At 48.6% G+C, this 23,492-nt stretch carries 18 protein-coding genes; 14 read left to right on the plus strand and 4 right to left on the minus strand.

Annotated elements, in window-relative coordinates; translation table 11 throughout:
* Positions 1-294 precede the first annotated feature (294 nt).
* On the plus strand, positions 295-1,722 hold the full coding sequence (locus BLQ13_RS15370; RefSeq protein ID WP_090921577.1) for a pectate lyase family protein: 1,428 nt from the start codon (positions 295-297) through the stop codon (positions 1,720-1,722).
* 180 nt (positions 1,723-1,902) lie between these two features.
* Here BLQ13_RS15370 and BLQ13_RS15375 read toward each other — a convergent pair whose 3' ends face one another.
* The 3 genes from BLQ13_RS15375 to BLQ13_RS15385 form a co-directional block, all read right to left on the minus strand.
* Entirely contained in the window at positions 1,903-2,925 is a 1,023-nt protein-coding gene (locus BLQ13_RS15375) for a LacI family DNA-binding transcriptional regulator (RefSeq protein ID WP_090921579.1), read from the minus strand.
* 209 nt (positions 2,926-3,134) lie between these two features.
* On the minus strand, positions 3,135-4,313 hold the full coding sequence (locus tag BLQ13_RS15380; protein ID WP_090921581.1) for a glycoside hydrolase family 130 protein: 1,179 nt from the start codon (positions 4,311-4,313) through the stop codon (positions 3,135-3,137).
* A gap of 2 nt (positions 4,314-4,315) precedes the next feature.
* Positions 4,316-5,500, minus strand: coding sequence for an AGE family epimerase/isomerase (locus tag BLQ13_RS15385; protein WP_244159327.1), 1,185 nt, complete (start codon positions 5,498-5,500; stop codon positions 4,316-4,318).
* A 226-nt stretch (positions 5,501-5,726) separates the two neighbouring features.
* Between BLQ13_RS15385 and BLQ13_RS15390 the strand changes: the two genes are divergently transcribed.
* The 11 genes from BLQ13_RS15390 to nikE all read left to right on the plus strand — a co-directional run bounded on the left by BLQ13_RS15390 (position 5,727) and on the right by nikE (position 20,623).
* The gene (locus BLQ13_RS15390) at positions 5,727-7,040 is read left to right on the plus strand and encodes an ABC transporter substrate-binding protein (protein ID WP_090921583.1); all 1,314 of its coding nucleotides are present in this window, start codon (positions 5,727-5,729) and stop codon (positions 7,038-7,040) included.
* Positions 7,041-7,280: 240 nt separating this feature from the next.
* Positions 7,281-8,168 carry a carbohydrate ABC transporter permease gene (locus BLQ13_RS15395; RefSeq protein WP_090921585.1) on the plus strand — a complete coding sequence of 296 codons (888 nt, stop codon included), beginning with the start codon at positions 7,281-7,283 and terminating at the stop codon, positions 8,166-8,168.
* Entirely contained in the window at positions 8,165-9,004 is an 840-nt protein-coding gene (locus tag BLQ13_RS15400) for a carbohydrate ABC transporter permease (RefSeq protein ID WP_090921587.1), read from the plus strand. Before BLQ13_RS15395 ends, BLQ13_RS15400 begins: the two co-directional genes overlap by 4 nt.
* 50 nt (positions 9,005-9,054) lie before the next feature.
* Positions 9,055-10,092 carry a glycoside hydrolase family 130 protein gene (locus BLQ13_RS15405; protein WP_090921591.1) on the plus strand — a complete coding sequence of 346 codons (1,038 nt, stop codon included), beginning with the start codon at positions 9,055-9,057 and terminating at the stop codon, positions 10,090-10,092.
* A gap of 127 nt (positions 10,093-10,219) precedes the next feature.
* Positions 10,220-11,182, plus strand: a complete 963-nt coding sequence (locus BLQ13_RS15410; RefSeq protein WP_090921593.1) for an acetylxylan esterase — start codon at positions 10,220-10,222, stop codon at positions 11,180-11,182.
* 61 nt (positions 11,183-11,243) lie between these two features.
* The gene (locus BLQ13_RS15415) at positions 11,244-15,143 is read left to right on the plus strand and encodes a glycosyl hydrolase (RefSeq protein WP_090921596.1); all 3,900 of its coding nucleotides are present in this window, start codon (positions 11,244-11,246) and stop codon (positions 15,141-15,143) included.
* Positions 15,144-15,395: 252 nt separating this feature from the next.
* Positions 15,396-17,036 (plus strand): nickel ABC transporter substrate-binding protein, encoded by a 1,641-nt coding sequence (gene nikA, locus BLQ13_RS15420; protein ID WP_090921598.1) that lies wholly within the window; start codon positions 15,396-15,398, stop codon positions 17,034-17,036.
* Between the two features lie 94 nt (positions 17,037-17,130).
* Positions 17,131-18,075: a nickel ABC transporter permease subunit NikB gene (nikB, locus tag BLQ13_RS15425; protein WP_090921753.1), complete on the plus strand. Its 945-nt coding sequence runs from the start codon at positions 17,131-17,133 to the stop codon at positions 18,073-18,075.
* Positions 18,075-18,902: a nickel ABC transporter permease subunit NikC gene (gene nikC, locus BLQ13_RS15430; RefSeq protein ID WP_090921600.1), complete on the plus strand. Its 828-nt coding sequence runs from the start codon at positions 18,075-18,077 to the stop codon at positions 18,900-18,902. Before nikB ends, nikC begins: the two co-directional genes overlap by 1 nt.
* A gap of 36 nt (positions 18,903-18,938) precedes the next feature.
* Complete coding sequence (nikD, locus tag BLQ13_RS15435; RefSeq protein ID WP_090921602.1) at positions 18,939-19,745, plus strand: nickel import ATP-binding protein NikD; 807 nt, start codon at positions 18,939-18,941, stop codon at positions 19,743-19,745.
* A 77-nt stretch (positions 19,746-19,822) separates the two neighbouring features.
* Positions 19,823-20,623, plus strand: a complete 801-nt coding sequence (nikE, locus tag BLQ13_RS15440) for a nickel import ATP-binding protein NikE (protein ID WP_090921603.1) — start codon at positions 19,823-19,825, stop codon at positions 20,621-20,623.
* 121 nt (positions 20,624-20,744) lie between these two features.
* Here nikE and BLQ13_RS15445 read toward each other — a convergent pair whose 3' ends face one another.
* The gene (locus BLQ13_RS15445) at positions 20,745-21,188 is read right to left on the minus strand and encodes a hypothetical protein (RefSeq protein ID WP_167375751.1); all 444 of its coding nucleotides are present in this window, start codon (positions 21,186-21,188) and stop codon (positions 20,745-20,747) included.
* A 225-nt stretch (positions 21,189-21,413) separates the two neighbouring features.
* Between BLQ13_RS15445 and BLQ13_RS15450 the strand changes: the two genes are divergently transcribed.
* Both BLQ13_RS15450 and BLQ13_RS15455 read left to right on the plus strand, forming a co-directional pair.
* Positions 21,414-22,421, plus strand: coding sequence for a phosphotransferase (locus BLQ13_RS15450; protein ID WP_090921605.1), 1,008 nt, complete (start codon positions 21,414-21,416; stop codon positions 22,419-22,421).
* A gap of 46 nt (positions 22,422-22,467) precedes the next feature.
* Positions 22,468-23,466 (plus strand): glycosyltransferase, encoded by a 999-nt coding sequence (locus BLQ13_RS15455; protein ID WP_090921607.1) that lies wholly within the window; start codon positions 22,468-22,470, stop codon positions 23,464-23,466.
* The last annotated feature ends 26 nt before the right edge of the window (positions 23,467-23,492 follow it).

Consider the following 23,492-nt stretch of genomic DNA (forward strand, 5'->3'; position numbering starts at 1 on the left):
ATGCGGTCCTGTCTTTTTTTATTTCATTTATCTGCACACGTGTTATTCTCTTCACGGATTTCCCATTCCTACATCAAACCCCGTTATACAAGTTAACTTGATACGATGCCAGGTTGTTTCGGGTACCATTTGCCTCCTGTCGGCCGTTCTCACAGGGATGTGAAATCAGGATTATTGTTGTAATCGCTTCCAACATTTACATTGTGAATATGTCACTTGCGACATGACATGCCGCAGAGAGACAGGCAGGACAACTCATCATTCATCATCATACTATCGGGAGGAATCAATTCGATGAAAAAAACAGTACGAAGTTTATGTAGCACGGCTCTGGCCTTTACGCTAGGGTTCACCTTATTATCCGGACCTGCGAGTGTGCAGGCAGCGGGCAACGCGGATTACAATCTGACCGGTTTCTCCCAAGGGAACACAGGCGGCGGAATCATCAGTGAGTCGAGCACGTCCACGTACAAAAAAGTGTATAATGCCACCGACTTGGCACTGGCTCTGAAAAAGAACTCCGGTGTCAAAGTCGTTGAAATTATGAACGATCTCGATCTAGGATGGAACGAGATTCCTAGCGCCGCACAGACTGCACCTTTTGCCAAGCATAACGATGCATTGACACATCCGGTATTGAAGCAGACGGGTGTCAGCAAAATTACGGTGGACGGCTTCAATGGACTCACCATTTTCTCGGCTAATGGCTCTAAGATCAAACACGCTGCCATCACGGTGAAACGAAGCTCCAACGTGATTATTCGTAACCTGGAATTCGATGAGCTCTGGGAATGGGATGAATCGACCAAAGGGGATTATGACAAAAACGATTGGGATTACATTACTCTGGAGGACAGTAGCGGCGTGTGGATCGATCACTGCACGTTTAACAAAGCCTATGACGGACTCGTCGATTCGAAAAAGGGAACCAGCGGTGTAACCATCTCCTGGTCCACTTTCAAAGGGGATGACGGTAGTGCGAACAGTTGGGTTACCCGTCAGATTAACGAATTGGAAGCCAATAAATCTTCCTATCCAATGTATAACCATCTGCGTAGCAGTGCGGTCGGTTTAAGCAAAGAAGATATCATTGCCATCGCTGGACCGCAGAAAAAAGGGCATCTCGTCGGTGCGACCAGTCTAGAGTCGGCTAACGCTAACCTGTCGATTACTCTGCATCATAACCTGTATAAAGACATTCAGGATCGCATGCCTCGTCTGCGTGGCGGTAATGCCCACGCCTATAACATCATCATGGATGCTACAGATGCCCGTTCAGCTCAAGCGCGCATTACTAACGCTATGGCCACAGCCATTGCATCTAAAGGCTACAAATTCGGTATTACCAGCAATGGGGCTATCTCAACCGAAAGCGGCGCAGTGTTAGTTGAAAAATCAGTAATCAAGGATGTGCAGTATCCTGTACGCAACAATCAGACAGATCCGACCAACGCCACATACACCGGAAAAATCAGCGTGCTCGATACGATTTACTCTCTGGATGGAAGTTCCTTCCGTGGTAATAGTGACACAGCAGGTAGTCCACTTGCACCTGTTCCGGCTGTCATCAAACCGTTCTCGTGGAATGGTTTTGGTTCCCTTCCATATAGCTACCAGACAGATGATCCATCTACACTGAATGCACGTCTCATCGCTTCCAACGGTGCAGGAGCAGGAAAGTTAACTTGGTCTAAAGACAACTGGCTGAAGACAAGCTACTGAGTGAAGTGCTCCGTACAATCTAACGATTAAAAATAAGTAAAAAACAAGCGCCCCTGCAGTTGTTGCGGGGGCGCTTGTTTTTAATGTTACTTGTCCATGTTACTTGCCTCAGCTCCAAATGCCTTCAATTTACTGTTCATGGCTTAAAGGCTTTATGTTCAGTGGTCTTCTGCTTCATTATTATTGTGTCGTTGTTGTCACTTGAGGCTGAGTCTCTGGTGCAACACTTACTGATTCACGATAGATGATATTGCCCTTTACATGGACGCGACCGAAGCTACGGTTCGGGTTGTCGATCTTTTTGAGCATGGATTGAACAGCCGTCCGTGCCATCTGTTCGATATCTACTTCAACTGTGGTGAGTTTAGGTTCAGACAGCATGGCGTAGATATCATTGTCGAACCCAACGACAGAGCATTGGGCCGGCACTTGAATACCCAGCGAAGTCAGCTTCTGCACGAGCAGATGAGCAACCTGATCACAGTTGCAGACAAATGCGGTGGGAAGCTGTTCTGGTAGATTGATCTCGATAAACGTACCTCGTTCATCCCGATCATTAAGAACCAAATCCGGATTCATGGGCATCCGGTGCTCAAGCAAAGATTTGTAATAACCAAGAAAACGATCCTGAATGCTGCTTGTCGAATACAGATTACCTACATAAGCAATACTGCGGTGTCCCTGCTGGATCAGATAGTTTGTCATTTCATACGCGGCATAGAAGTTGTCCGTCACAACAGAATCGATATCGGAATGTTCATCGTAGAAATCGAGGAACATCTTAGGTACGTCCATCGACTGCACCAATTCAATATACTCCTTGCTGACCTGACCCAGCACAATGAAGCCGTCAACCTTGCTGTCACTGTACAGTTTGGGCAGGGATAGCTCCTCTTCATCCTCACTGTTCAAAATGTGAAGAATACCGTAATACCCCTGATCCTCCAGATGTTTGGTAATGCGTTGGAACACGCGTACATAGAACGATTGCGTAGGACCGGTAAACCGCTCCGGGATAATTACACCAACATTATGAGTTAAGCCTTCCTTCATTGAACGGGCTGTGGCGTTATACCGATAACCCATCTGGACGGCAAGTTGTTTAATCTTTTCCTTTAATTCGCCACTGACGCCTTCTTTGTCATTCAACGCTTTCGAGACGGTCACACTGCTGACCCCGAGCCTGTCGGCGATATCCCGCATGGTGATATTGTTCTTCAGCTTTGGTCGCCTCCTTCAAGCCGGTTTAGGTACAATGTGCTGTCATTATGATGAGCGCGTTCTTCCAACATAACAACAATCCATATTAGTATACATCGTTACCAACCTGGAATAAAGCCATTCCGGGTCTCACATCACTATTTTTCGCAAGTCCCGGAAGGTTGGACAAGGTTGATTGAGCGATGTTAGTTTCATTGATTTTGCAATAGTTGTTCGTTCTGTTCAATCAGGTCTCCCCGCTGGTTGGCACAGTCCAGGGATCGATAAGGGTCAGCAGGAGTATTAAACGTGTAATCCACCAATTGCTCCAGTGTGGTTGTGGCAACATGACAGCGTGTATCACTGGATGCATAATAGATAAAGACTTCACCCTTCTCATTAACCACGGCACCGTTGCAAAAAATAACATTGGATACATCGCCTACGCGCTCGTCATCGTAAGGGGCAATGAAGTGCCCGCCCGGCTTGGCGATGATGCGTGCCGGATCATGCAGAGCGGTGGCGAAGGTGTACAGTACGTACCTAAGACCTGCTGCGGTGTTCCGTACGCCGTGGGCAATATGAATCCAGCCGCGGTCTGTTTTGATCGGGGCAGGGCCTTGGCCATTTTTTACCTCATACACCGTATGGTATTTCCGTTCATCTATAATGATCTCTTCGTGAATAACCGGATTCAGGATATCCTCGCACAGACCGAAGGCAATACCACCACCGCTGCCTGTGGAGATAAATCCATCCTGCGGACGTGTGTAGAAAGCATATTTACCATCGACAAACTCGGGATGCAGCACCACATTCCGTTGCTGCGGGGAGTTCGTCGTAATATTCGGAAGGCGTTCCCAACGGGTCAGGTCACGTGTGCGAACCAGACCCGCCTGTGCAACAGCGCTGGAGGTATCGAAGGCAGGCGCATCCGGGTCTTTGCGTTCCGAGCAATAGATGCCGTAGATCCAGCCGTCCTCATGCTGAACCAGACGCATGTCATATTGATTGGTTTCCGCTGCATCGATATCGTCCCAGACAAGCGGTTTGCGGGTGAAGCGGAATCCGTCCACGCCATTGTCGCTCTCGGCAAGGGCAAAGATCGATTTGCGATCCAGTCCTTCCGTGCGCACGACCATGATGTATTTGCCGTTGTGATAGATTGCTCCCGGGTTGAGTGTTGCGTTAATGCCCAGACGCTCCATGAAATACGGATTCGTTGTTTCGTTTAGATCAAATCTCCAGTGCAGTGGCACATGATGGCGTGTAATGACCGGATACCGATAACGCTGGTAAACGCCATTGTAGAAGGAAGAATCCACCTCATTTTGACGTGACAAAAGCTGCTCCTGCTGTTCCAGTAACGATTTGTATTTTGGGTGTATCATGCTTATCCCATCCTCTCCATGAGTTCAATGCAAAATCGGCTGTTATGATACGGACATTTCCAGGGGCCAGCCATTTCATGATGATCAGGTGTGCCGTTTTCGTCCACAGCCCAGTACCACTCACCGCCTGGCCGGGAATCCACGATGTGCGTCTGCGTATAATTCCACAACTGTTCGACCGTTTCCAGAAATTTAGAATCCCCGGTGCGCTGATAGGCGTTATAGAAACCAACCATCGCTTCCGCTTGCACCCACCAGATACGCGTGGTATCCACATGGTTGCCTTCCTGTTCATTCATAAGTGAACCATCCGCTTGTACGGCCGCGCTCAGGATGTTGTAGGCGATATCCGTGACCATGGCGGCATATTGCGGGTGATGTTCAAGTCCCAGTACCTTGAGAGCATCGTCAATCAGCCAGCTTGCTTCGATGTCATGTCCGAACGAGCGCAGATCAATGATGGATTCCCACTTTTTGTTGAAAAAAACCCCGAGGAACCTGGTGTTCTTGTCATATACCCGTTCATACAGAATTCCGAGCAGTCGCTCAAGAGATGCTTTTACTTGTGGGTCCGGCCACACCCTGTATAGGGTGGTATAGGCTTCCAGCACATGAATATGCGTATTCATCGTGTAATCCGCAATGACCCCGTTTTCACTCAGCATTTCATTGGGCTGTTCGTTCCAGAAGCGATCAAACTGCTCTTTATAAGCAGGCGCTTCTGTGTTGAAGCCTTTGCTCTCTATCAGCGCAAAAAGCGTTTTCGCTAAGTCCAGCGCAGAAGCATCATGGGTTGCACGATAGTATTCGCTGAGCGCATATATGCCAAAGGACTGAGTATACACATGCTTGCTCGTATCCAGCGCTTCACCAGTGGCATCGACCATCCAATACAGCCCTCCGTGTTCCCTGTCCATAAGGTGTCCAGTGAGAAAACGATAGGCGTGTTCAGCGTGCTCCCGCCAGATGTCCTCACCGGTTACCCGGTAGGCTGCGGAAAAAGACCAAAGCTGCCGTGCTGTAGCGATTCCGCCTTTGGGTGCCTGATGATTGATCTGCAGATCGTTGCCAACCCAGCCGTAGAATCCACCATGATCTTCATCTTTTAACTTAGACCAGAACGGCATAATCTTCGTCTTCCAATGCTCCGCAATTTCTGTTTGAAGCTGATTCATCTTATGACTCATCCAGAGCGCTCCTTCATCCGTGCAAAATCATGTTTAATTAAATTAAGTTATCGGTAACTTTATAAAGTAATATTAGTTCTATAAAATTACCTTGTCAACGAAATATAACTTTCATTTTTTTGGTGAAGTAATAAATAATTCAATTGACACGTAAGCGTTACCATAATAAAATCTAATTTGTAACCTTAACGATAACTTAACGGAATCAAGAAAGGGGTCGGAACAAATGAGGAAAAATAAAGGCTGGATGATGCTGCTGACGATGCTGCTCATCACTTCGCTGCTTGCTGCGTGTTCATCAGGAGGTGGGTCTTCGCAGGCGGGGGAAGAGATTAGCACAGACCCGTCGGATATCAAGGGCGAAATTACCGTTTTGACGCAACGTACAGATATTGTTGATACCGTATTCAAGGACTATGCGGCCGAATTCAACAAGGAGTATCCGGATGTGAAAGTGAACTTTCAGGCCTTGGCTGATTATGAAGGGCAAGTGAAAATTCGAATGAGCACCAAAGACTACGGCGACGTGCTTATGATTCCAACAAGTGTTCCGATCGCCGATATCCCGGACTTTTTCGAGCCGCTTGGCACGTACGATGAGTTGAAAGACAAATACACCGCTATTGAAGAACGTATGGTGGATGGTAAGGTATACGGAATTCCAACCGTTATTACGTTCTCCGGTATCATTTATAACAAACAAGTTTTCAAAGACGCAGGCATCACCGAGCTTCCGAAGACACCGGAGCAATTCCAGGCAGCACTTCAGAAGGTAAAAGACAACACCAAGGCAATTCCGCTCTATACGAACTATGCATCCGGCTGGGCGCTTACCCAATGGGAGGCGGACCTGCCAACGGTTGCAGGAAGTGTAGACTATGTTAACGTGGATCAACCGAATACGGATGAGAACTTTGTGCCAGGGAAGCCGCACTACGAGCTGTACAAAGTACTCTATGATGCAGCCAAGAATGGCCTGATCGAGAAAGATCCGACAACTACAGACTGGGAAAGCTCCAAGGCAGATCTGGCCAATGGCAAAATTGCAACGATGGCTCTCGGATCATGGGCGATTACACAGATTCAAGGCATGACAGATAAACCAGAAAATATTGGTTTCTTACCCTTCCCGACTAATGCTAGCGATGTAATCGTACCGCTGTCCGCGGATTACAACATCGGCATGAATGTGAACAGCGAGAACAAACCTGCGGCAAAAGCATGGATCGACTGGTTCCTGGCGAAATCCAACTATGCGGTTGAGCAAGGTGGAGGCATGAGTGCGGACAAGAGCGCAGAGCTACCACCGATTCTGGATCAGTATAAAGATGTAAAATTCTCTACTTTAACTCCGGCTAAAGAGGGGCAAGAGGGATTGATGGACAAAATCGATAACGAAGGCGAGATTGGCCTCTGGCAGCCTGACTTCAAGAAACGAATTATTGAAGCAGCTATCGGTAACCGAAGCGAATCGTATGATGACATCATGAAAGACCTGAATGATAAATGGGTAAAAGCCCGCGCAGAGGTTACGAAATAATAGGAAAAACGAGCGTTCATACAACAGATGTGAGCAGATGAAGCAGATGTAATACGGGTGCCGGTAGTTGTCGGATTTTTGGGCCAGGTTCGCACGGGAGTTAAACCATCAAATGAATTGATTGTGGTGAAGACTTGTTAAACATGTGTATTCACTTGGCCCACCCTGCGGTTACATCCGCGGAGCGATACGGAGCGTGTATGAACCAAGGCGGCTGAACCGCTGGGAGGTGTGGGGAGCATGAAATACTGGAGAATTTCAAGCTGGAGTTACTCAGCACAACGCATATTTATTATCTGTGCCTTCTCGATTATTCCGCTGGCACTGTTATTTACGTTTGCTTATTTGCCTGTCATTAACATGTTCAAATACAGCTTTACCGATTGGAATGGATACAGCAAAAGGTTCGACTATGTCGGATTTGAGAACTACACACGGATTTTTAGCGATCCGGAATACTTTAAAGTATTCATCGTCAGTTTGTATTATTTTGTGGCAACCTTTGTACAGATGGGTCTGGCCCTCTATTTTGCCACGATCCTCAGCTTCAAAATCCGGGGCAAAAATTTCTTTAAAGGCATTCTGTTCTTCCCTTACTTGCTGAATGGCGTGGCTATCGGTTTTATCTTCCTCTTTTTCTTCAAACCGGACGGTACGCTTGATACGCTGATGCAGGCTGTCGGACTGGGACAGTACACCCAGCTCTGGCTGGGTAACCCGAATATTATTAACGTATCCCTCGCGGGTGCATCGGTCTGGAGATACATGGGCTTCAACTTCATCATCTTCCTGGGTGCGATTTCTTCGATTCCGAAGGATGTGTATGAGGCTTCCGATATTGACGGTGCGAACCGCTGGCAACAATTTCGCCATATCATTTTGCCGAGTATTACCCGCATTCTGCAACTTAACCTGATCTTGGCCATAAGCGGCGCAATCAGTGCGTTCGATATTCCATATATTATGACCGACGGTTCCAACGGCAGTATGACCTTTGTTATTCAGACCGTTCACTTGGCATTTAAATACGGCAAATTGGGGCTCGCATCAGCGATGGCTGTCGTGCTGCTCCTGATTGTTATTCTTGTAACGCTGGTGCAGCGTGTCAGCATGAAAGGAGAGGAATGAACGTGAATCAATTCAAATATACCATCGCCAGCATAATCAAATACGTTTCTCTGATTCTGGCGGCGTTCATTGCACTTTTGCCTATCGTAGTGATCCTGTTTGCGTCCCTGAAGACCAATGCCGAGTATGCCAATAGCAGTCCACTGGCCCCGCCCGCCAACTGGCTTAACTTTGCGAATTATGCCAAGGCATTTGTGGATGGCAACATGCTTGTCGGCTTCAAAAATACAATCATTATTCTAATCATATCCATCGTGGGTGCAACGTTGACAGGTTCCATGATTGCTTATGTTCTGGATCGCTTCAAGTTCAAAGGCAAAAAAATCATGGTTGCTGCATTTCTGCTGGCTACCCTCATCCCGAGTGTAACGACACAAGTTGCCACCTTCCAGATTATTAACGCCCTCGACCTGTTCAACACACGGTGGGCAGCTATTGTCATGTATCTGGGAACCGATATTATCGCGGTGTACATCTTCCTGCAATTTCTCGGCTCGATCTCCAGCGCGCTGGATGAATCGGCTATGCTGGACGGTGCTTCATACTTCACGATCTATTGGAGAATTATATTGCCTTTGTTGAAACCGGCGATTGTCACGGTCATTATCGTCAAAGGTGTCAACATTTACAACGATTTCTACACGCCATTCCTGTACATGCCAAAAACCGATCTACAGGTAATATCCACCGCCCTGTTCAAGTTCAAGGGCCCCTTCGGATCACAGTGGGAGGTCATCAGTGCCGGGATTATGATTGCCATTATTCCAACGATGATTATATTCCTGTTGCTTCAGAAATACATCTACAACGGTTTTGCGCAAGGTTCCGTGAAATGATTGCGTGAAACCATTCCTTGAAATCATTCAATTAGAAGGAGAAATGAGATATGACAGTCACTGAAACGAAAAAGGTACACATGGTTGGGGACGCGTTGCCAAATATGCCTTGGGAGGATAAGCCGGAAGGAACGGAAGGCCCGGTGTGGAGACACTCGGCTAATCCGGTGGTGCCACGTAATCCGGTGAAGGGAGTTGCCCGTATTTTTAACAGTGCAGTCGTTCCTTATGAGGGGAAATTCATCGGTGTATTCCGTGCCGAGACAGTCAATGGCCGTCCACACCTGCACATGGGTTCGAGTGAAGATGGGTTATCTTGGACGATAGAGGAGGAGCGCATCACTTTTGTAGACGAACAAGGTGAACCGTTTATGCCGAACTACGCATACGACCCGCGTCTGGTCAAAGTGGAAGATACCTATTACATCATCTGGTGTACCGATTTTTACGGTGCGGCCCTGGGTCTCGCCAAGACGGAGGACTTCAAAACGTTTGTCCGTCTTGAGAATCCGATGCTGCCATTCAATCGCAATGGTGTATTGTTTCCACGCAAAATCAACGATAACTACGTGATGTTATCCAGACCAAGTGACAGCGGACATACTCCGTTTGGAGACATCTTTCTGAGCGAAAGCCCGGATCTGGTGTACTGGGGAAAACATCGTCACGTCATGAGCAAAGGCGGTCAGGGCTGGTGGCAATCCGTAAAAATTGGCGGTGGCCCCGCTCCGATCGAGACGTCTGAAGGTTGGCTGATGTTCTACCACGGTGTAACCGGAACATGCAACGGTTTTGTGTACAGCATGGGTGCGGTGATTCTGGATCTGGATGAGCCGTCCAAAGTAAAATATCGTTCCTCCAACTTCGTGCTGACGCCGGAGAAATGGTATGAGGAGCAGGGCTTCGTTGATAATGTTGTCTTCCCATGCGCAACCCTGCATGATGCGGATACCGGACGAATTGCCATCTATTACGGCGCAGCCGATACCTATGTCGGTGTGGCTTACACAACGGTCCAAGAGATCGTGGACTATGTCAAAGAAACGGATGAAGTGATCGCTGGCGACCGCGAGGAAGGCAAACTATAGTGGGTTTTTGCAACGGGGAAAATTAAATTTTACAAGTAAGACGGAAGGCGTATGTGAAGATGAATTTCAGACAGAAATCCTCATATGCGTCTTTTCTTTACGCTTTTACAGAATGGGAGTGGGACAGATGGGCGAGATGCCTTTGGATCAGTTGAAAAAATATAACGGGAGCAGTCCGAAACCGGACGATTTCGATGCATACTGGAGCCGTGCGCTTGCGGAGCTTGATGCGCAATCGCTTGAATATGAATTGGTACCGGCGGCGATTACTTCACCTCTTGCCGAATGCTTTCACCTCTATTTTACCGGCGTAGGGGGCGCACGCGTGCACGCCAAGCTGGTTCGGCCAATCGCATCGTCTACAGAAAACCAGGGCCCGGCCATGGCGATGTTCCATGGATATTCTTGTGATAGCGGGGACTGGTTTGACAAGATTGCGTATGCGGCTCATGGTATTACGGTGCTGGCACTCGACTGCCGCGGGCAAGGCGGGCTTTCCGAGGATAACCTGCAGGTAAAAGGAACAACCCTTCGCGGACATATTATTAGAGGCCTTGACGATCCAGACCCGGATAAACTTTATTTCCGCAACGTCTTTCTGGACACGGTACAGACCGTGCGCATTCTGATGTCGATGCCACATGTCGATGCAGAGCGGGTAGGGGTGCATGGATGTTCTCAGGGCGGTGCACTCGCTACAGCTTGTGCCGGGCTTGAACCGCGTGTGAAGCTGGCGGTACCTGTGTATCCATTTTTGACCGATTATCGACATGCTTGGGAGATGGGAGCTTCGACCTCGGCTTACGAGGAGCTGGTGTACTATTTCCGGTGGTTTGATCCGAATCACGAGCGGGAAGATGACATTTTCGAGAAGCTGGGTTACATCGATATCTCCAATCTGGCTGACCGGATTAAGGCCAAAGTGCTCTTTGTTACCGGGCTTGCAGACACCATCTGCCCGCCATCCACCCAGTTCGCGGTGTATAACCGGATTCGCTCATCCAAGGAACTGCTGGTTTATCCGGAGTATGGTCATGAATATATCCCCCGGCTATCGGACCGGACGCTGGAGTTATTTTTGAAGCTGTAATAAGGATACAAAAAATAGGGCTGTACCTGCACATCACATATACAGGGAGGATGTTATTCGGATGAAGAAAACTCGGGTAGTCATGAGCACGGCACTTAGTGCCGTATTGTTGGGAACCACAGCTTTGCCGGCTTATGCCGGTGCACAGGCACAAGGGGAGATCTCTGCTGGAGCTGGCACGGAAGCAGTGCAAAAGGCAGCAACGGACTGGTCAGGTCATTGGGCTGAAGCTGTGGTGAACAAATGGAAATCAGCAGGACGGATCAGTGGATATCCGGATGGATCATTCCGGCCTGACCAGCGTGTTACCCGAAGTGAATTTGTAACCGTTCTCAATAAAATCTTTGGTTTTTATGTTCCCGATCCGGACGGGGTCTTTACGGATGTACAAGCCGGCCAGTGGTATGCTTCCGATTTTTCCATCGCCCGGGAAGCGGGATATTATCTCGGATATCCTGATCAGACAGCCAGACCCGATCAGGAAATCAGTCGTGAAGATGCCGCCGTGCTGCTGGCCCGTGCGTTTGGCTTGGAGCAGCAGGCAGAAGAAGCGAAAACAGCCGTTCACTTCACGGATGAGTCCGAAATCAGGGGGTACGCTCTTGCGTCCATCCGTGCGCTGTCCGGAATTATCGAGGGATACCCGGATGGATCATTCCAACCCGGGAGACAGTTAACCCGGGCAGAAATGCTGACCTGGTTGGAAGACCTTGCTCCGGTGATTAATGCATCAGACCTTTCGGCAGGTCAGACTATTGATGGCAACGTAGTCATTAATCGAACCGGGGTGAAGCTGAATAATGTAACCATTAACGGCAATCTGTATATTGCCCCGGGCATTCGGGAAGGAGAAGCGGATCTGTCGAAAGTCACTGTCAAGGGCATCACACATATCCTAGGTGGCGGGCTGCACTCGATCACCGTTGCGGATTCCACGCTGGGTACCGTTGTGGTGAATCGCCGGGAAGGTGAGGTGCGACTGGTGCTGACAGGAACCACGAAGGCTGAGCGTCTTCAGGCTCTACACCCTTCCACAGTGGAACTTGGAACAGGCTCTTCCATTCAGGCTACGGAGCTGCTGGCTCGAACGGTGCTGAAACTGGATGATGGCTCCAGTGTGGGAGAATTGCATGTGAACAAGGAAGCCTATGGCTCATCCATTAACGGGACGGGCAATGTAGGCCATGCAGATGTTAAGGCTGTTGATGTAACACTTAATGGTCAGTCTTTAAAAAAAGGTACATGGTCCATTCAGGCAGGTAAAGGTGCACAAGCGAATACCGGAGCGACCAACAATAACAACAGCAATAACAGCCCAGCCGGTGGAAATACAGGAGGAAACAGCAGCTTGGTTGGCAACAGCGGTGGAAGTTCCGGAGGCGGAACGACAACACCGTCAAATCCATCTAATCCGGGATCAGGCAGTGTGACCCCAGACAACAATCAAGCTCCAATTAGTACCGCTACGTTTGACCTCAGCGATGTTAAAATGGTCGATGAGCATGCTTCAGCAGCTACCAAATCATTGTTTGCTTACCTGAATAATGTACGTGGGCAAGCTATTTTGTTTGGGCAGGAGCATGCAACAACCGAAGGTGTGACCATCACAGCGAATGACGGAACACAGTCCGATATATTTAACAATGTGGGTGCATTCCCTGCAGTATACGGCTGGGATACATTAAGCCTGGAAGGGAACGAGAAACCGGGTTCTCTAGAGGTTAATTCAGAAGAAAATACAGCCCGGCTTGCAGCGGTAATGAAGAAGGCGTATGAACGGGGTGGAATTGTAACGCTAAGCGCTCATATGAAAAACTTTGTGACAGGCAATGTATTTACGGATACAAGCGGCTCCGTCGTTTCTCACATTTTGCCGGGCGGAGACAAAAACGCCGAGTACAATGCCTATCTTGACCAGATAGCCGATCTGGCGCACCAGTTATCGGACGATAAGGGGAATGATATTCCGGTTGTGTTCCGTCCATTCCACGAGAATAACGGCAGCTGGTTTTGGTGGGGTGCGGCTTTTACATCCAAGGAACAATATGTGCAACTATACCGTTACACAGTGGAATACCTGAGAGATACCAAAGGCGTTAACAACTTCCTGTATGCCTTCTCTCCTAACGGTTTCTTTAACGGCAGCGAGAGTGAATATCTGAAGACTTATCCAGGTGACGATTATGTCGATATTCTCGGGTTTGATATTTACGATTCTACGGAAGGCTCTGCGGGCTGGTTTGCCAAGCTTGTGCAGGATGCCAAAATGATCTCCAAACTTGCGGACAGCAGGGGAAAAGTGGCGACACTTAGCGAGTTTGGCTACAGCACCAAAGGCATGAAAATTAGTGGAAACAAAGATACGTCTTGGTTTACGAATTTGCTCAAAGCTTTGGAATCAGACCCGGATGCCAAGCGGATGGCTTACATGCTGACCTGGGCAAACTTTGGCACAGAGCAGGTCTTTATCCCTTATCGCAATGCTCCAGGCGGATTGGGGAATCATGAATTGCTGAACGACTTTGTGCGTTTGTACAATGCGCCGTATACCGCTTTTAATGATCGCCTGAAGGGAGTATATGATCTGAACGTATCGACTAAGCCCAGTGCGCCAAGACTGAATATCGTTTCCCCGCTGAACCAGGAGCAGATCAAAGAGAGTGAAGTGACGGTACGTGCAAGGGTGCTTGGTCAGCAAGCGGATCGTGTGGTCTATACGGTTGGGCAGGAAACCGAAGAACATGAGATGACGTTTGGGGCAAAGGATAACTATTATACGGCTGTATGGCAGCCAGATTCGGATCTGGATCAACAGACCGTTAAGTTGCATGTGAAAGCTTATCGGAACGGTACAGTGGTGTTGCAGGATGAGGTTGCCGTGAACTTCAACTTCGATGCCAGCAAACTGTATACGTACACCTTTGATAGTGATACCAATGGGGTTTCTAACAGTGGTGGGTATCAGGCTGAGTTGACTTCTCTGGATCAAGCCGAGTTTAATGGCAGCGGCATGCTGAAAGTTGGCGCCAAGTTTGAGAAGGAAACAGACACATGGCAGGAATTGAAGCTGACACTGGATGCGATCGCACAGAAAGTCAAGCTGGCAGATGTCAGCAAAGTAAAGCTGGATATGTATATTCCGCTAAGTGCAGGTGCGGGTAGTAACCCGTCCATCTATGCAGCAGCCACGTTGCCAGAGGATTGGAATACCAAGTATAACCTCGGTAATTCGGTTCCGCTAAGCGATCTGGAGAAGGTAACTGTTGATGGTGTTCAGTACGGCAAGTATACTGGTGAGATTTTGCTCAATGATCCCGAAAAATCGGCGTCTGCAACGTCCATGATGCTGTCGATCGTAGGTAGCGGCTTGAAATATACTGGTCCGATCTATGTAGATAATATCCAACTGATTCATGTGAAGCCGGAACCTGTAGTGGATAAGGATCTGGTGGATGATTTTGAAGGCTATGCTGGCAATGATACTACGCTTGGCAATATGTATACGCCTAATGCTCAGGGAGACAAGATTGAAATCAAACTCACTCGGGAGCAGAAGGGAGCAGGAGAGTACGGCTTGCAGTACAACTATACGCTCGGCAGTTCCGGTTATGGTGGGGTCACGCGAACCATGAATAGTGTAGACTGGTCGGATCGGGATACGCTGAGACTGTGGCTTGTGCCTGATGGCAAAAACCAGAAGCTGGTGCTGCAAGTGAAGGCGAGTGGCGTTTCCTTTGAAGCGTATCCTTCTTTAGCGGGAACACAAGCAGGCTGGATCGAGATTCCGTTTAGTGAGTTTAAGCCAGCTCCATGGGATACAGCTAATGCAGATGCAACTTTTGATGCAAACAGAGCCAAAAACATTCAGGAGTTCTCCCTTTATATCAATGCAGCTAATCCGGCCCAGCCCGTTTCGGGTACACTGTATTTTGATGATATCCGGGCTGTTAGCCAGAAATGACTAAATAAATTGATTATAGATATGAAATGAAAAGGAAATATGCAGAGAATATGCAGTAAATTTGCTTAAATGAACCTAAGAAGCCCCTCATCCTATAGGAAGGGCTTTTTTGGCTATTTAATGGGCATACATATTATGTCGATTTTTGTTGACAAAAGGGAGGCTACTTCATATTCTTAATGAATATGAGAATCATTATCATGGTAATGATCAGGTGAAGAATGAGAGAAGAGAGAAAAGGGGTTTATATCTATGTTAGGACAACAACACAAACGTTCTACTACCCTTATGATGGTGACAACACTGTTGTTGCTGTTATTTATCGTGGGTTGCAGTAATAAAGAGAGCAGTTCGGCGTCTTCTTCTGCTTCGGGAGATCAGGCGTCTTCGGCGAAGTCGATTACGATGTCTTGGCCACGGGATATCGGTACAATGAATCCACATACGTACAATCCGTCCCAATTGTTTGCCCAATCCATGATCTATGAACCACTGGTGAGTTACCAGAAGGATGGTAAACTGGAACCGGCACTTGCTGAGTCATGGACCATCTCTGAGGATGGCAAAGTATATACATTCAAGCTGCGCCAAGGGGTGAAATTCTCCGATGGCACACCTTTTAATGCTGAAATTGTGAAAAAGAATTTTGACTCCATCATGAAAAATAAAAAAACACATAGCTGGCTTGGCATCGTCAGTGTGCTGGACAAGACAGAGGTCGTGGATGACCATACGTTCCGTATGACTCTGACCGAGCCGTATTATCCTGTACTTCAGGATCTGTCCGTTGTTCGTCCGTTCCGTTTCCTGGGTGCGGCTGGATTCCCGGATGATGGGGATACGTCCAAAGGCATTAAAGAGCCGGTGGGTACGGGCCCGTGGATGCTCGCTGATTATAAGCAGGATGAGTATGCGGTCTTCAAACGCAACCCGAATTACTGGGGTACTGCACCGGCGTTCGATCAGATTACGGTCAAAATCATTCCTGATGCAGAGACCCGTGTGCTTGCTTTTGAAAAGGGCGATCTGGATCTGATTTACGGTGAAGGCGTGATCAGTCTCGATGCGTTCCAGCAGCTGCGTGAGAACGATAAATATGTAAGCGAACTGTCTGATCCTGTAGGTACTCGTGACCTGTTGCTTAACTCTTCGAATCCGAAGTTGTCTGATGTGAGAGTGCGGAAGGCACTTCAACAGGGCTTCAATAAAAAAGCGATGGTGGAAGGCGTTACGTCGGGTCTGGAAGAACCGGCTGATACGGCACTGTCCAAAAACTATCCATATACCAATGTGGATCTGAAACCGATCGAATATAACGTGGAGCAATCCAAAGCATTGCTGGATGAAGCAGGCTGGAAGTTGCCGGCAGGCGGAACCGTGCGTGAGAAGGATGGACAGAAGCTGGAATTCGAATTGATTTTTGATAAAACCGATCCGATTCAGAAAGCGATGGGTGAAACCATTCAGGCCGAATGGAGCGAGCTGGGGGTTAAAGTAAACCTTACCGGACTTGAACTGACGGTACAGATTAAACGTCTGAAAGCCAATGATTTCGATCTATACTTCTGGTACAATTACGGGGCACCATACGATCCACATTCCTTCATTAACGTCGTAGCAAGCCCGGGATTCGGAATCTCCGAGACACTAACTGCTTTGCCGATGAAAAAGGAACTGGACGAGCAGGTGCATGCAGCACTGTCTTCTACAGATGAGAAGAAACGTCAGGAACTGTATACATCCATCCTGACGACTTTACAGGACCAATCGGCGATTGTGCCGATCTCTTATGTGAAGAAAACAGCCGTATATCAGAAGAAAATTGCTAAATTTGTCTTCCCGGCCAATCGGGATGAAAATCCGTTTGTGGGGATGCAGTTAAGCAATCCATAATCATAGTTGATGAACGTCAAAAACATAGCAATGAACACGTAACACATCAGGCAACAAGAGCTTGTGTGGCATGGTAAAAGGGGAGGAAAGTTTGGTGATCGGCTATATAGGTAAACGAATGATCGCGATCATTCCTATCGTTTTTATCGCTACACTTGTCACGTTTGGGCTAATCCATATTTCACCGGTTGATCCAGCCGAAGCGTATCTGACAGCAGCACATATTTATCCAACACCAGAGCTGCTGGCGGAGAAGCGACATGAATTCGGTCTGGATCGGCCTTTGCTCACTCAGTATGTGGATACGTTGAAGAGGATGGCCCAGCTGGATTTTGGTACCTCGTATCTCACGAATAAACCCGTGATCGATGAGGTCAAAGATAAGTTCCCAGCCACAGCAGAACTGGCCTTGTGGAGCATTCTGTTCTCTGCTCTGGTGAGTATTCCTCTCGGGATTTTGGCGGCGGTATACAAAAATAGCTGGATTGATATGGTGAGCCGGGCGATCTCTTATTTTGGTGCTTCCATTCCGCAGTTCTGGCTCGGGTATCTGCTCATTTTCTTTTTTGCGGTCAAACTGGACTGGCTTCCCGTCGAAGGGCGCGGCTCTTGGGAGAACCTGGTGCTGCCTACGCTTACGCTCTCTATGGTGATGATTGCGTTATACACCCGTATGTTGCGTACCAGTGTACTCGAGCAATTACAGGAAGCATATGTGCAATACGCAAGAACCCGGGGCATACGTGAACGTGTTATCATGCTGAAACATGTGCTCAAGATTGCCATTACCCCGTTTATTACAGGAATGGGCATGACCATGGGCAGGCTGTTAACAGGAACAATTATTGTAGAGCAGGTCTTCTCATGGCCGGGTTTCGGACGTTACTTTGTCGAAGCCATCTTCAACCGAGATATTCCCGTGATCCAATGTTATGTCTTTATTTCGGCGTGTCTGTTCATCGTGTGTAATCTGATCGTTGATCTGGTGCAGCTGTATATGGACCCGCGGATTTCGGCGAAAGGACGGGCAGAGCATTGATGAACCGATGGCGAACGATATTTCGAGGAAAAAAAATAATTTGGATTTGCGCTACGATCGTGCTGCTTTTCTTCATCTTGGCATTATTGGCTCCATGGATCGCACCGTATGATCCGGTCAAAGTGAATCTGTTACAGAAGTTAAAGGACCCTTCTGCCGAACACTGGCTTGGCACAGATCATCTGGGCAGGGACAATCTCTCCAGACTTCTCTATGGAGCGCGGGTTTCGATTGGATTTGCAACGATGATCTTCCTGTCATCTTTGATTATCGGGCTTATCGTTGGGTCGATCTCCGGTTATCTGGGCGGCTGGATTGACAATGTGCTGATGCGTTTATGTGAAGGCATATTGGCATTTCCACAACTGGTACTTGTGCTAGGCATCGTCGGGATCTTCGGTCCAGGTCTGATGCAGATTCTGCTGGCGCTCATGATGGTACAGTGGGTGCATTATGCGCGCATATGCCGAAACATGGTGGTTAGCTTGAAGGAACGGAACTTTATCGCAGCCGCTCGAATTAGTGGTTCCTCTACCTGGACGATCATCCGTAAACATATCATTCCCAATGTGCAACGTCCCATCGTGGTCATGGGCACACTGGAGATGGGCTGGGCGATTATGGATATCTCGGCGCTGTCCTTCCTCGGACTTGGCATTCAGCCGCCTAATGCGGAGTGGGGAGCCATGATTCATGAAGGCACAGGGTATATTCGCAGTCATCCGGAGCTGATGATCTATCCGGGTGTAGCCATTCTGCTGGTGGTGATGACGTTTAACATTTTGGGAGAAGCCTTATCTGATCGTTACGGCATTTCCAAAAAGTAATGGTGAAAATAAACTGAACAAGGGGGGAATGTGACGATGGACAAGGCAGAGATTGTACTTGAAGTGCGTGATCTAGAGGTTAAGCTCAAGACAGCGAAGGGAGCCGTCCCGTTACTGGAACCTGTTCAGTTGAATTTGAAAAAGGGTCAGGTCTTCGGCCTTGTCGGTGAGAGTGGCTGCGGCAAAACGGTGACTTGTAATGCGCTACTGCGCTTGCTTCATCCCCGCAGAATGGAATTGTCAGGCAGTGTTCGTCTGAACGGACGGGAGCTTAGCAACTTATCTGAAGAAGAGATGCGGCGCATACGAGGGAGGGATATCGGATTTATTATGCAGAATCCGATGAATGCTTTTACCCCCGTATATACGATCGGCTCTCAATTCATTGAAACATTACGAACCCATAAGAAGATGTCCAAAGCAGAGGCGCGGGAACAGGCCATTGCCGCGCTGGCTGATATGAAACTTCCAGACCCGGCAAAGTTGATGAAACGATATCCGTTCCAACTCAGCGGAGGTATGTTGCAGCGAGTGATGATTGCCGTGTCGATGTGTCTGCGGCCTGCTTTGGTTATAGCAGATGAGCCTACAACAGCACTGGATGTCGTGAATCAGTTGAATGTGCTACGGGAACTGGATCGACTTCGCAAGGAACACGGTACATCTATTTTGCTGATCTCACACGATCTGGGTGTCATCTCACAGATGGCAGACGAAGTGGCCGTTATGCAGAAGGGGCGGATTATCGAACAGGCAGATGTATACGAATTGTTTGATCATCCACAGCATGAGTATACGCGGATGTTATTGAGTGCTCGGCCGAAACTGTCCATCGGTCGCTAAAGGTGAGAAGATGTGGAGTAGTGTGCAACATTGTCTGGATACGTACTATTGAAACGAGGAAGGAGGCGGAGAACCGGATGTTACAAGTACATGAAGTAAGTCATCGCTATGGCAAGCGGAGCTGGCTGGAGCGTTCGGGATCGCGCCCTTCTGTTCTCGAAGATGTTTCACTTACGATTGAAGAAGGCATGTGTTTAGGACTGCTTGGAACGAGTGGAGCAGGTAAAAGCACCTTGGGCAAAGTTATTCTTGGGCTGGAGAGACCCAGCCAAGGTCAGGTGTTATTTCAAGGCCAGGATATCTATCGAGCGGATAAAACGGTGCTCAAAGGGCTACGTCGTGACTTGCAAGTCGTTTTCCAAGACTGTTACTCCGCCGTGAATCCAATGATGACGGCCGCGCAGATTATTGGAGAGCCGCTGGACAATTACGAGCGCCTGTCTGCCAAGGAACAACAGCGCATGATTGAACAGCTACTCGTGCAGGTCGGGCTTACACCGCAGGACGCGAGCAAGCTTCCACATCAATTCAGCGGAGGGCAATTGCAACGGGTCAACATCGCCAGAGCCATTGCCCTTAAACCGAAGTTAATCGTGCTGGATGAATCGATCAGCAGTCTGGATATGGTGCATCAGACACAAATTCTGTCTTTACTGGCAGATCTACGAGCAACGTACGGGCTGTCCTATCTGTTTATCACGCATGACATCCGCGCCGCACTGACGATCTGCGACAGCATCGCCGTGATGGATCAGGGAAGGCTGGTCTATACCGGGGATGCCACGGATTCCATCTTGGAGTCGGATCAGCCTGCTGTCCGGCAGTTGGTGTCGTCGATTTTGCCTGAGCATCCGTCAGGGAGAATTGTGTTTGAATAGGTGTGAGAAACCAAAACCAATTTGAGTTACCAAAAGAACCAAGTCGAATGATCGGCCTGGTTCTTTTTTTGTATGCATTGGATTCGGCTGGCGCTCAGTATTTTATTCTCTGGAAACCGTTCTAATCCTTCACCGCAAACTGATAAGATGAGGCAATAACCTCAACATAACTGTCATATCCGGCGACAAGATAATGCTTCAGATCAAGCCGGTTTCGGGGATCAAATAGTGTTCTTTTCTCCTCTAGAATGGGTGAATCTACGACCTGATAAAAGCCGGGATCGGGATGATAGCCGTTAGTCTCCCAGAAGGCGAGCACATCGTCTTGCTGGCTGATCCCTTCAACCTGACCTGCATGTAGCTCGAAGAAATTAACCGTGATGCAGCGCAGTTCAGCAACGGTGTCGAAAGTGAGTTCGATTTCTCGATAATGATCTAGAGGTACATCCCCACGCGTTTGCACATCTATCCGTAAAGTGACACCGCCGGATTCGGTATAGATGGCCTTCAGATCGGTTGTGGAGATGCGGAAATCTACTTTTTCAGGTATCAGTACAATGCTCATGGTCGTTCCTCCTATGCAAATGTTCAAGTACCCTCACAATCTGTCGTTCCATTATATCATTGTTTATAAAGGGATCGGAAAGGAATGAATGGCACAGGGAGAAAAATGTACTTGCGATAGCCCTCTGCTTAACAGTAAGAAACACCTCTTGCAGGCCGTTCATCTGCAACGTATGATGGATAGAAATCCTGTACGGAACGGTTAAACAGAAAGGAGGGTGAGTTTATGAAGAGCATGGAAAATATAGAGGATGCAGAGAATTTCGAGAACATGTTTCCAGAGCGCTGGGTGACATCCGAAGGAACAGTAGATGAAAAGCAGGTTACAGCACGGCAGATTCTCTATAAGGGGATGAACGGCAGGTGTGTGGAACGATTTACTGTTCAATCCGGCCAGACTTATATTTTCAAACCGCTGACGAATCCTGCACAGCATGGACGGGAACGCTGGATGTACGAGCATGTGATGGCACAATTGCCACCCGTATATCCGCAGCTCATTGCGGCTTCGGACCAGGCGGCGACTCCGGAGCAGAGCTGGATGATCTACGAGGACATGGGACAGCTGGAGCATCACTTGTGCGAATCGACGATATTGAATGCTGCCGCACATATGGCGGCTTGGCATGCACTTCCCGTTGCAACGTTCCAAGACCTGCCGCGAGTCGGGCATAAGCCGCCCATTCGGGATATGCTGCATGAACTGCTGCAGTACCCGTCAGCAACGGATAAACTGCTACGCGAACTGCATCTGACGTTGTCTGCAGCGGACTGGGACAGACTCACCATGTTGATCCTCACGGCAGAGGACGAGCTACCGCTGGTGCTGTGCCATGGTGATCTGCACCCCGGCAACGTAGCCGAGGTGGAGGGTAGATTGGTCATTCTCGACTGGGAGCATGCTCACCTGAATATGCCATTGTGGGACGTATATCATCTGCTGGACTTGTCGCATCCGCTCTTTCCACGTACGATGACGCCGGGGCTTCGGGCGCGTGTGATGAAGGTGTATCTGGACAAGCTGAAGAGCCTTGGCGTGCAGGTTGAACCGGTTTCTTTTGCTAAGTGGTACGATGCTTATGCGATTGTATTCTCGCTCTGGATGTTACGTCTGATCGACGGCGATTTACGGAATCCGGACTGTGTGTGGCCGCAGGAACAGCTGCGCAATCAATGGCATGAGACGGCTACGACGCTGGAGCAATGCATGAATCATCTGAACGAGGTAAGATAAAAGATTAGACGGTTGAAGTGCAATATGGATATAAGGGGTGAAAAGTTTGCGTAAAGTCGGACTGGTTATGCGTAAAATTCAATTCACGGAGGCTCAGGGGCCGCGGGTGTTCGCGGATCGACTGAAACAGATCGGGCTGGAGCTGGGTGTGGACGTTGTGTTCATCTCGCCGGAGCGCCATGTGAGCGGATACGACTGGCTACCGGGGTACGAGCATGAGAAGGGTGACCTGGTGAACTATGATATCGTGCTGGATCAGATTCATAGCCAAAATATTGAGCATGTGATCTATACGGTATCGGGATTTACATTTCTAAAAATGTTTTTGCCGAAAAGTGTTCTGTTTCCGCACAGTTTCCCTGACCCGGCACTAACCGGGTATGAGATGATGAAGCCATTCTATACGATGGTGGATAAAGCGATTGTGCAGACCGAGTTTTTGAAAAGAGAGCTGGGGCGCAATTTCGGCGTGCATGACGTGAACGTCATTCCGATTGGCTTCAACGAAGAGCTGGCGCACCGCCATTATGACCCGAGTCAGGTCGTGCATAATCGCGTGCTCTGGATCGGGCGGGATGAGGCGAACCGCCGTCCCGACCTTGTGCTGGAATATGCCCGGCAGAATCCGGACAAGGAAGTGTACATGGTGTTTGGCGGTGTGCGCTACCAGGAGAGTATGAAGAAATACGACATCCCAAGTAACGTGAAGCTGAAGTTCGCACTCACCCAGGATGAGATATTTACGCTGATGAACTCGGCCAAGGTATACTGGAGCTGTTCGGCGTTTGATACGTTTGCGATGCCACTTACGGAAGCGATGGCGATGGGGAAAATGGTCGTGAAGCCCGAACATGCCTGCTACGGTCACATCAGATCCACGCACGCCTTTGCCGGCAACGAGGATAACTGGTTTGAACTGGTGAACATGGCTGCGGCTGCGCCGCGCAGTGTATCGGAGGACAACCGCGAGTATGCATTTGGTGCCTTTTCAAGAACGATTATGAAGGAAGGGTATCGGAACTTTTTTGCAGACTGGCTCAAGTAGCGGTCGATATGAATATCCAATCATAA

This window comes from Paenibacillus polysaccharolyticus, from assembly GCF_900102085.1.
GTDB lineage: Bacteria > Bacillota > Bacilli > Paenibacillales > Paenibacillaceae > Paenibacillus > Paenibacillus polysaccharolyticus.